This is a genomic window from Bacillus sp. A01H (assembly GCF_045277205.1).
Classification (GTDB): Bacteria; Bacillota; Bacilli; order Bacillales; family Bacillaceae_G; genus Bacillus_A; species Bacillus_A paranthracis.
The window spans coordinates 295,001-305,000 of the sequence record NZ_CP117702.1; the positions used below are offsets into that span (position 1 = coordinate 295,001).

General features: G+C 37.8%; 7 protein-coding genes and 2 rRNA genes (2 of these 9 cut by a window edge). 3 read left to right on the forward strand and 6 right to left on the reverse strand.

Translation table 11 applies throughout. The features are described 5' to 3' along the window. Together PSR14_RS01675 and rrf are read left to right on the forward strand one after the other, a co-directional pair. Nucleotides 1–2,158: ribosomal RNA gene (locus PSR14_RS01675) — 23S ribosomal RNA — on the forward strand (it extends 765 nt beyond the left edge of the window). A gap of 49 nt (nucleotides 2,159–2,207) precedes the next feature. After that, a 5S ribosomal RNA gene (gene rrf / locus PSR14_RS01680) occupies nucleotides 2,208–2,323 on the forward strand. 14 nt (nucleotides 2,324–2,337) lie between these two features. Here the strand turns inward: rrf and PSR14_RS01685 are convergent. The 4 genes from PSR14_RS01685 to PSR14_RS01700 form a co-directional block, all read right to left on the reverse strand. After that, nucleotides 2,338–3,414 carry a glycoside hydrolase family 99-like domain-containing protein gene (locus PSR14_RS01685; protein ID WP_000690993.1) on the reverse strand — a complete coding sequence of 359 codons (1,077 nt, stop codon included), beginning with the start codon at nucleotides 3,412–3,414 and terminating at the stop codon, nucleotides 2,338–2,340. Nucleotides 3,415–3,629: 215 nt separating this feature from the next. Then, nucleotides 3,630–4,502, reverse strand: coding sequence for a class I SAM-dependent methyltransferase (locus tag PSR14_RS01690; protein ID WP_000368429.1), 873 nt, complete (start codon nucleotides 4,500–4,502; stop codon nucleotides 3,630–3,632). A gap of 26 nt (nucleotides 4,503–4,528) precedes the next feature. After that, the gene (locus tag PSR14_RS01695) at nucleotides 4,529–5,251 is read right to left on the reverse strand and encodes a class I SAM-dependent methyltransferase (RefSeq protein WP_048558004.1); all 723 of its coding nucleotides are present in this window, start codon (nucleotides 5,249–5,251) and stop codon (nucleotides 4,529–4,531) included. 202 nt (nucleotides 5,252–5,453) lie between these two features. After that, entirely contained in the window at nucleotides 5,454–6,248 is a 795-nt protein-coding gene (locus tag PSR14_RS01700) for a sulfotransferase family 2 domain-containing protein (protein ID WP_000800258.1), read from the reverse strand. Between the two features lie 271 nt (nucleotides 6,249–6,519). Here PSR14_RS01700 and PSR14_RS01705 point away from each other — a divergent pair, with 271 nt between their 5' ends. Continuing rightward, nucleotides 6,520–7,464, forward strand: coding sequence for an NAD-dependent epimerase/dehydratase family protein (locus PSR14_RS01705; RefSeq protein WP_001230823.1), 945 nt, complete (start codon nucleotides 6,520–6,522; stop codon nucleotides 7,462–7,464). Nucleotides 7,465–7,504: 40 nt separating this feature from the next. On the opposite strand, the gene PSR14_RS01710 is transcribed toward PSR14_RS01705, so the two are convergent. Both PSR14_RS01710 and PSR14_RS01715 read right to left on the reverse strand, forming a co-directional pair. Then, nucleotides 7,505–8,281 (reverse strand): class I SAM-dependent methyltransferase, encoded by a 777-nt coding sequence (locus PSR14_RS01710; RefSeq protein ID WP_000657504.1) that lies wholly within the window; start codon nucleotides 8,279–8,281, stop codon nucleotides 7,505–7,507. Nucleotides 8,282–8,347: 66 nt separating this feature from the next. Continuing rightward, nucleotides 8,348–10,000, reverse strand: partial view of a glycosyltransferase gene (locus PSR14_RS01715; protein ID WP_098487662.1) — the 3' portion only. It continues 279 nt past the right edge of the window; only the last 1,653 of its 1,932 coding nucleotides appear in the window; the start codon falls outside the window, past its right edge; the stop codon is at nucleotides 8,348–8,350.

Genomic DNA, 10,000 nt, shown 5'->3' on the forward strand with positions numbered 1-10,000 from the left:
TGAATGGAGGCCCGAACCCACGCACGTTGAAAAGTGCGGGGATGAGGTGTGGGTAGCGGAGAAATTCCAATCGAACCTGGAGATAGCTGGTTCTCCCCGAAATAGCTTTAGGGCTAGCCTTAAGTGTAAGAGTCTTGGAGGTAGAGCACTGATTGGACTAGGGGTCCTCATCGGATTACCGAATTCAGTCAAACTCCGAATGCCAATGACTTATCCTTAGGAGTCAGACTGCGAGTGATAAGATCCGTAGTCAAAAGGGAAACAGCCCAGACCGCCAGCTAAGGTCCCAAAGTGTGTATTAAGTGGAAAAGGATGTGGAGTTGCTTAGACAACTAGGATGTTGGCTTAGAAGCAGCCACCATTTAAAGAGTGCGTAATAGCTCACTAGTCGAGTGACTCTGCGCCGAAAATGTACCGGGGCTAAATACACCACCGAAGCTGCGGATTGATACCGAATGGTATCAGTGGTAGGGGAGCGTTCTAAGGACAGTGAAGTCAGACCGGAAGGACTGGTGGAGTGCTTAGAAGTGAGAATGCCGGTATGAGTAGCGAAAGACGGGTGAGAATCCCGTCCACCGAATGCCTAAGGTTTCCTGAGGAAGGCTCGTCCGCTCAGGGTTAGTCAGGACCTAAGCCGAGGCCGACAGGCGTAGGCGATGGACAACAGGTTGATATTCCTGTACCACCTCTTTATCGTTTGAGCAATGGAGGGACGCAGAAGGATAGAAGAAGCGTGCGATTGGTTGTGCACGTCCAAGCAGTTAGGCTGATAAGTAGGCAAATCCGCTTATCGTAAAGGCTGAGCTGTGATGGGGAAGCTCCTTATGGAGCGAAGTCTTTGATTCCCCGCTGCCAAGAAAAGCTTCTAGCGAGATAAAAGGTGCCTGTACCGCAAACCGACACAGGTAGGCGAGGAGAGAATCCTAAGGTGTGCGAGAGAACTCTGGTTAAGGAACTCGGCAAAATGACCCCGTAACTTCGGGAGAAGGGGTGCTTTCTTAACGGAAAGCCGCAGTGAATAGGCCCAAGCGACTGTTTAGCAAAAACACAGCTCTCTGCGAAGCCGTAAGGCGAAGTATAGGGGGTGACACCTGCCCGGTGCTGGAAGGTTAAGGAGAGGGGTTAGCGTAAGCGAAGCTCTGAACTGAAGCCCCAGTAAACGGCGGCCGTAACTATAACGGTCCTAAGGTAGCGAAATTCCTTGTCGGGTAAGTTCCGACCCGCACGAAAGGTGTAACGATTTGGGCACTGTCTCAACCAGAGACTCGGTGAAATTATAGTACCTGTGAAGATGCAGGTTACCCGCGACAGGACGGAAAGACCCCGTGGAGCTTTACTGTAGCCTGATATTGAATTTTGGTACAGTTTGTACAGGATAGGCGGGAGCCTTTGAAACCGGAGCGCTAGCTTCGGTGGAGGCGCTGGTGGGATACCGCCCTGACTGTATTGAAATTCTAACCTACGGGTCTTATCGACCCGGGAGACAGTGTCAGGTGGGCAGTTTGACTGGGGCGGTCGCCTCCTAAAGTGTAACGGAGGCGCCCAAAGGTTCCCTCAGAATGGTTGGAAATCATTCGTAGAGTGCAAAGGCATAAGGGAGCTTGACTGCGAGACCTACAAGTCGAGCAGGGACGAAAGTCGGGCTTAGTGATCCGGTGGTTCCGCATGGAAGGGCCATCGCTCAACGGATAAAAGCTACCCCGGGGATAACAGGCTTATCTCCCCCAAGAGTCCACATCGACGGGGAGGTTTGGCACCTCGATGTCGGCTCATCGCATCCTGGGGCTGTAGTCGGTCCCAAGGGTTGGGCTGTTCGCCCATTAAAGCGGTACGCGAGCTGGGTTCAGAACGTCGTGAGACAGTTCGGTCCCTATCCGTCGTGGGCGTAGGAAATTTGAGAGGAGCTGTCCTTAGTACGAGAGGACCGGGATGGACGCACCGCTGGTGTACCAGTTGTTCTGCCAAGGGCATAGCTGGGTAGCTATGTGCGGAAGGGATAAGTGCTGAAAGCATCTAAGCATGAAGCCCCCCTCAAGATGAGATTTCCCATAGCGTAAGCTAGTAAGATCCCTGAAAGATGATCAGGTTGATAGGTTCGAGGTGGAAGCATGGTGACATGTGGAGCTGACGAATACTAATAGATCGAGGACTTAACCATATAATATGTAGCAAATGTTATCTAGTTTTGAAGGAATATGCCTTCATAGTTTGGTGATGATGGCAGAGAGGTCACACCCGTTCCCATACCGAACACGGAAGTTAAGCTCTCTAGCGCCGATGGTAGTTGGGACCTTGTCCCTGTGAGAGTAGGACGTCGCCAAGCAATCTTAAGACGAGTCAGAATGACTCGTCTTTTTTGTATGCTTTCATGCCTCTGTTAATTGCTTGTTTAACTCCTTCTAAATAGGCAAAGCCATGCCTTTTATCTGGTTCTAAGTAAGTACCTTCTGCCCATTCATTCCACGCATTAATAAATAAAAACTCGCTGTTGTAAACAGAATAGGTGCGCTGGATTTGCTTACTTAAATATATCGTGAACTTCTCAGGAGTAGAGCCTACGAAAATGCTGCTATTTAAATCTTTGCGGCGTGCTGTGTTGTCCCAGTCAACAAAGGCACCGGGAAATGTTTTTTTCTCTGGAGGAGACCGCTTTAGTATATACATCCAAACTTTATCATAATCCCAAGCGTTTATTTGTTTACCAGACTCATATATTGTTTTATTTATGTCTGAAGAGCTATCATGAGCAATTGTATAAAAAGGCTCGAATTGAATGCTAGCATCGAACCCATTTATATTAGGAAGTGGGAAGCTGTTTAATGTTTCTACAAAGTATATACCTGCCAAACCATTTTCTTGTGCGAGTGTATTCCAGTAGTTAAGCATTTGCTCACAATTAGGTATATGCCCAGGACGATAAATAATGAATAGTGGTTTATTATCTATACGGATATACCTCTCATCTTGGAAAGCTTGTAATAAATAATCAAAGTGTTCTTTCCAATCCGATAACCCTCCGTAATTTTGAGGCATTAATATGTGACTATCAAGACCATCCCAAGTTTTTGTCCATGGTTCATTTGCCCAAGATAGGCAAAATGGAAAATCTGGTTCGCCCATCTGAAGTACCTCATTAAATGGTCTCTCCAATAGCCTCTTCCCTTTAAACCAGTAATGGTAATAACAAAAACCATATATGCCGTGTGCTTTGGCAATTTCTGCTTGCCATTTTCTTACGGATGGGGTGGTTAAGTCGTAATAAAAATCTTGATAAGGTTCTCTAGGTTGATAATGTCCTGAAAATAAAGGTCGTGCACTTTTAGTATTTGTCCATTCAGTAAAACCTTTTCCCCACCATCGGTCATTTTCTTTTATTTGATGAAACTGTGGTAAGTAAAAAGCAATTATTTTCAAGATATATCCCCCTTATGTGCTTCGTAGTTCAGGTGGTGGGAAGTTATTTTTGATTTTTCGAATCTAGTTAAAGCATGAGAACCGTTATTTACTTACTCTGTTTATGCCTCATAATGAATTTTTTTGTACAGTTTGCTTGATATGGAAATCTTTAATGATTTAATATATACGGCTGAAATATAAAATGATCTTCATTATACAATGAGCGAAAAGAGTTAATCTTTTTGGAGAACAAATAGGGCTTGGGGTAATCGGTTTGCATCATCGAAAAAGTCCCGCAGCTTTAAGTACTTCTCATAGTGGTTTTTAATATAAGTTCTAGGTATAATGGTTTCCCCGTAGAAGCTACTATTTCTAACGTCTCCAGCTCCCGTAGGGCTGTGGACGAAATTGCCGCTTTCATAATCCGAGATGGCACGATTTATATCTGGAAAAGCTTGAGATAAAGTTTTATGCCATCCTGTCTGAATTAATTCAGGGTGTTCCTTAAATTGTTGACAGTAATCGAGAAAATAGCGCGCTTGTGTCGTGGCGATGAAGATTCCACCTGGACGAAGAATTCTTGAAAATTCCTTTATCCAATGTTCTGCAGTTTCTTCGGATAAATGTGAGAATACAGAATAAGCGAATATGATGTCCAATGAATTGTCACTAATAAATTCTACAGGAGGTTGTGGATTGGCGGTTTTATATATTCCTCTTCCTAACGTTTCATTGCAAATATTAATCATTGCTGGATCTACATCAATCCCAAGTAAATTTTCATCGCGAACATCTTTGAAAAAAAAGCGTATAATTCTTCCCCAGCCACAACCAAAGTCTAAAATTTTCCGTTCTTTATTCAAGGGAACGCTTAAATTATGGGCATATGTTTTTACAAGTCTATAAAACAAATATGCTTCATAAAGAGCATGTTCATAGGAAGCACCTACAAACTGTTGTTGAATTTCTTCAGGGGGGAACATAGGTACTGGGATACCATTTATCTTTGTTTGTGAGCAACTTTGTATAAATAGATGAAGAAGTTCAACATCAGAAAGCGGGCTAACAAGGTTATCAAAATCACTTCCTAACTTAAAGTTATCCATTTGTTAACCTCCAAATTATATGGTGCCTAAAAATCATTTTCTTGTTTTCTACTAATAAAAACATGTAAAAATTCAGCATCTAAGCCTAGTGATTTATCCTTTTGTAAATAAACTAGGGTATACATATTTGCATGTGTATAAATATATTCAATCATATCTTGGCCCCAATCAAATGTTACTAAAGACCCATTCTCATCAATAGGATTTCCGTGATAAATTGGCTCTTCAATATACTCAATTCCATCCTCATTGATTCTTGCCCTTTGCAAAGTTTTGGGAAGTGTGTGGTACCAAGGGACAGTAAACACATGAGCACCGCCAGGCTTTAATACACGCTCTATTTCTTTAAAGGCTTTGTTTGGTTCCATTACATGTTCAAAGACATCTTGAGTAATGAACAAATCAAAAGATCCATTTTGGAAAGTCATGTTTTCTAAGTTCTCGCATCTAATCCCTTGAAAGTATTGGCCGAGAGGATAGTTTTTAAAGTATTGAGAGTATGTATAGTTTTTGCAGTTTTTTATTAGTAGTTGAGTTGTAATCCCCCCAGGTGAGGATTCGTGAATATGATAGGAACCCCATTTCGGAAAAAATGTATTTAAAACATGAATTAAAGCTCGCTGCCTTGGTATAGAGTGGCATGTAGAACATAAGTAGTGATCTCTAAGCCAATCGTTATGCTCTATAAATGTAGCTTCCTTCTCACAAATAACACAATATCCGTTATTATGTTTCAAATTACCTTCCACATGACATCACTCCTGTGTAAAAATGTATATGGCACATGCGTCAATAATTAGTGAATTCAAAGAGGGTAGGTGAAATTTAGGGAATCTATAACAGTAAAATTGGTAGAAGGGAATAATTAGCAGGGGAGAACCCCTCTCTAATTAAAGTTTCACTTTATGCTATGCGATACATTCGCTTTTATTCATTGAAGAGTGTATCAATTTAAAATATCCCTTTTGTGTACGGATACATTTCAAAGTCTTGTGCATATATTTCTGTAACTAATGCCATTGTTTCTTCATCATAAAAACTTTTATATGTCGGAAAGCGAGGGAAGGCGGCATCTGTAATGCTGAGCTCTGCATAGCTTCCTGTATACATCATTTTATGAGAGCGATGATGATCTGAATTTGTAAGTAGCGCTAAATTAGATTTAACTAAATCGTACGTATGTTCTATTTTGGTGATTTGTGTATTAAAATCTTCTAAAGGAATATAGTGTTGGATGAAATTTTCTTCACCCGGAACGTATTGCTGACTAAAATGTATGTCCATTGCTACGGAATTGGGACCTAATGCTCGAACGTAATATAAAAATTGTTTAAATGATATTCCTCGTTTACTATATTTGTCATTATATAAATACTGGCGGATACTTTCCCATTGAGGAATTGCATATGGATTGTCAGCAAGTAATAAAAATGAGCTGACGGCCCTTGTATAGGGATTTCGTACAAGTTTACAAACAGCTTTTTCTGCTGTTAGAAGCCCATTTTGTAACTCTGGTATATAGTTGGTGTTGTTTTTATATACCCAGAATTCATAGTAATGAATAAAGTCATGGTATTTCTTTGCTTCATTAAACAATCCGATTTGAAAAAAGAACCAATTAGCTAAAGTAGTGCATCCGCTTCTATGGCTCCAGAATAGTATAAGGGGAAAGTCTTTATGGAAATGTGGGATTCGATCTTTATGTAGAATTACATGATTTAAAAGCTCTTGATTTACATTCTTCATACATGTAGTGCTCCTTTTTGAAAGTTTTATTTATGGAGAAGGAGAAAGCTTTTACTAATCCAATATATTCATAGGAATGAGTAAATATTATGAATGTTTTTTCGGACGGCTTAAATAAGGTAGTGATTCTAAAGGGAAAATATAAAATAAAGATAATGAAAATTTATAAGGGGCATACAATTATAAGAGACTCAATAATAGAATTGACTAAGTTTATTTATTTGTATTTCTAGGTGAGATAAGCAAAAATCTTATTACTAGAGAGGATATTATGCGGAAGAATAATTATTTAATAGTAGGTGGAAATAGTTTCATTGGTATTAACCTCGCATTAGGTTTATTGAAAAAAGGCCAAAATGTAAAAGTATTTTCCAGACATATAAATAATTTTCCTCAAAATATTATAAGTGAGGTTGAATTTATTAAAGGTGATTTAGCAAATGTTGAAGATATATATAAAGCCTTAGTGAATGTGGATATTATTATTTATTTAGCTGCAACGTCTAATGTAACAACTTCAATTGAAGATGTTTTCGGAGATATAAACAGTAGCCTTTTTTTTCTTAATTTCATGGAAAGTGCTAAAAATTTCCCCATTAAAAAAATCGTATTAGCATCTTCTGGAGGCACAGTTTATGGTGAACCGGAATATCTGCCTATTGATGAGGAACATCCATTAAAACCACTTTCTCCTTATGGAATAACAAAGGTGTCGCTTGAAAATTATTTGTACTTTTATAAGAAAAAATATGGAATGGACTATGTTGTATGTAGATATTCTAATCCGTATGGAAAATATCAAAACCCGTTAAAGAAAGTTGGAGCAATAAATTGTTTTTTGTATCAGCATCTCAGTAATGAAAAGATTAATATATATGGGAATCCACAAGAAATTATTCGAGATTATATTTATATCGATGATTTAGTGGAAGTTACTATACAACTATCGCAATTAAATCACTTGAAATTTTGTGTGTATAATATAGGCAGCGGAAAGGGTCTTTCTTTAAAACGAATTATAGTAGAATTGGAGAAATTAACGGAAAGAAAAGTGGACTTTATCTGCTATAAACAAAAGCAAGAAAACGTTCAAAAAATCATTTTAAATATAGATAGAGTAAGACGAGAATGTAATTGGGAACCGAAAGTGGATTTCAAAAGTGGAATTAGATTAAATAAGCTATGGATTGAAGAGTTCTTATATAGTAAAAAATAATAAGCCATGCCCTACTTCTGTATAAGTAGAGCGTGGTTTATTATTTTATTTCTTTTTTTATTACCCAAAGATCTTGATGTTCCCACCAAAAACCTTCAGTGTATTTTTTGATAATAGGATTATAAGGTAATAATTTAATTTTGTCACATACGTAGGAGGGGCTAACGATCGTTTGCCCGTATTGATGAACATCTAAATCGAGTTGTTCGCTAGAGGGAAGAAACCAATAACCCCGTTCATTTAAAGCGGGAAAGCCGAAGTACTTTTTACTTTGATATCCATGAGTTGTGAAAATGAATAAGCCGCCAGGGGAAACAGCGTTATACAATGTCTGAAGCCAACGAAACCAAGTTGTATCAGGCATATGAGAAAAAAAGGATAGACAAAAAACGATATCATACGTAGACGAGTCTAATTTTACTTGTTCTGGTTCAGGGTGAGATAATAGAGATGAAGTATGTAATGTGTTTTCAATAAAAGTAATAGCCTCTTCGTGTATATCGCAAGTAGTTATACTTAAGTTCATTTGCTGATTTAATAAATGACGTGTTACGCAGCCATATCCGGATGCGAATTCTAATAATTGAATTGGAGTGTCTATAGGAGGATAAAAGGAAGTAATTAAATCTAAGAGTGTTTCTGCTGATTTTCTTCCATCTTTAAAATAATAATCTATTGCTTCTTTTTTAGATGGAAAGACTGGATTTGTGACAAGGAATTGAAAGATATGATCCTCTGGGTGGATATTTGCACTTACATTGTATTTTTGTGCAATTTGAGAAATCAAATGTTTATTTGCCTCTATAAATTCTTTCAAAGAGTAACACCCCTTAAATAATAGTAATGTCTTAAAAGAGCTACTGATGATAAAGAAAATATATAATTAAACCTTCAAATATGTTTCAAGGTACTTTCTATATGCATACATTTTCTTTTTTGAAATGTCGTCGATAGTAAAGGTGTCTTTAATGAAATTCTGCATTTGTACAACTTCACTGTAATGGGAATATGAATCTTCTGTTCTTGTTACGCTATTTGTATGTCGTCTATGATAGTTTAGAGGTTTTGGATTAAAATAAATGTTCCCCTCTTTAAGGAGAGAAACATAGAAAAACCAATCACCAGCTATTTTAAACTTTTGCAATTGTTTTGCTATTGTTTTTATATCTATGTTTTTAAAAACTACACTTGAGACATTAGGTATGGTGTTTTTGATAAATAACGTATCTTGTATTTCATCTATCCCTTTTCGGATATAAGAACTCTGCCATTTTTCCTTATCGATATCATTTGTGTAATTCAAATAATGATTGGCCAAGATATTTCCTTGTTCATCTATTTGTTTTGATTGTGTGTAGCTTAAGGCAACATCACTATCTATATGAAACCCTTGTATTACTTCTTCTAAAAATGTCTGATCACATAAGTCATCGGCCTCAGCAATCCAAATATAATCACCGGTTGCTGCAGAGACACCTTTTATCCATTGTTTAAATACAGAACCAGAATTTTTATCATTAATAATCTGCTGAACTTTCAGGTGGTGTTTATTTTCATTTGAGAGCAGCTTTTCAAATATAGATACGCTATTGTCAGTAGAGGCATCGTCTAGGAAAATTAGTTCGTAAAGGGGATAGGTTTGATTTAATATTGATTTAACTCGTTCCGGTAAGTATTTTTCGTAATTATAGTTCGGTACAATGACGCTTATTTTTTTATAATTATGCTCAAGCAAGTTTAATAATTGATAAACGTAATCAAGAAAGTTGAAATCTCTTTCAATAAGTTCTTGGCCAAAGGTCCCTTTTTGTAATCGTAAATCTTCATTCCCGATAAGTTCATATATTCTTTCCAGCATCATAGGTAAGTTTAAATAGTCTACTAATGCGCCGGTTTGTTCCGTAACAACATCTTCAAAACCTCCAGCGTTTTTGAACCCTATAACAGGGACTTTTGTATCTAATGCTTCTAAAACTACGTTTGGAAAAGGATCTTCTCTTGAAGTTAATAAATATAAATCAGCACCGGCGTTATATAAACCGATATCTGGAGTTGGATCCACTAATGTGAAATGTGCTGTATATCTTGGGGAGATTGTATTAAAAAAATGAACATCTGTTTTCCCAACCCAGATAAAATGAATATTCGTATGCATCTTTCTTACTGAGTAAGCAATAAGTGAGAATAAATCTATTCCTTTTCGATGATCAGCGAAACCTACCCCCAAGATGATTTTGCTATCGAGAGGCAGATTGTGCTTTTTTCGTAAATTGCTTCTCGCTTGTGCAATATTTTTCTTATAAGGATTATGGTTGAACAAGCCCTGAGGGAGAATGTGGCATTTTTGATGATCTAATTGGGTGATTGTACGGAATTTTTCATACACGTATTGTGAAGGGAAGACAATTTTGTGAGCAGATTGGGCAATGTTTCTTGCTTTTCCCTCAGCAGAGTACTGTTGTATTAAATGCGGCAATTCATGTATTAATGAAATAACTTTAATATTATGTTTAGCTAGTAATGCAACTATATCACC

Bases quoted from the DNA above. Each gene is read 5' to 3' on its own strand.
- PSR14_RS01690 (WP_000368429.1), bottom strand. From the start codon at position 4,502: ATGGATAACTTTAAGTTAGGAAGTGATTTTGATAACCTTGTTAGCCCG.
- PSR14_RS01700 (WP_000800258.1), bottom strand. From the start codon at position 6,248: ATGAAGAATGTAAATCAAGAGCTTTTAAATCATGTAATTCTACATAAA.
- PSR14_RS01705 (WP_001230823.1), top strand. From the start codon at position 6,520: ATGCGGAAGAATAATTATTTAATAGTAGGTGGAAATAGTTTCATTGGT.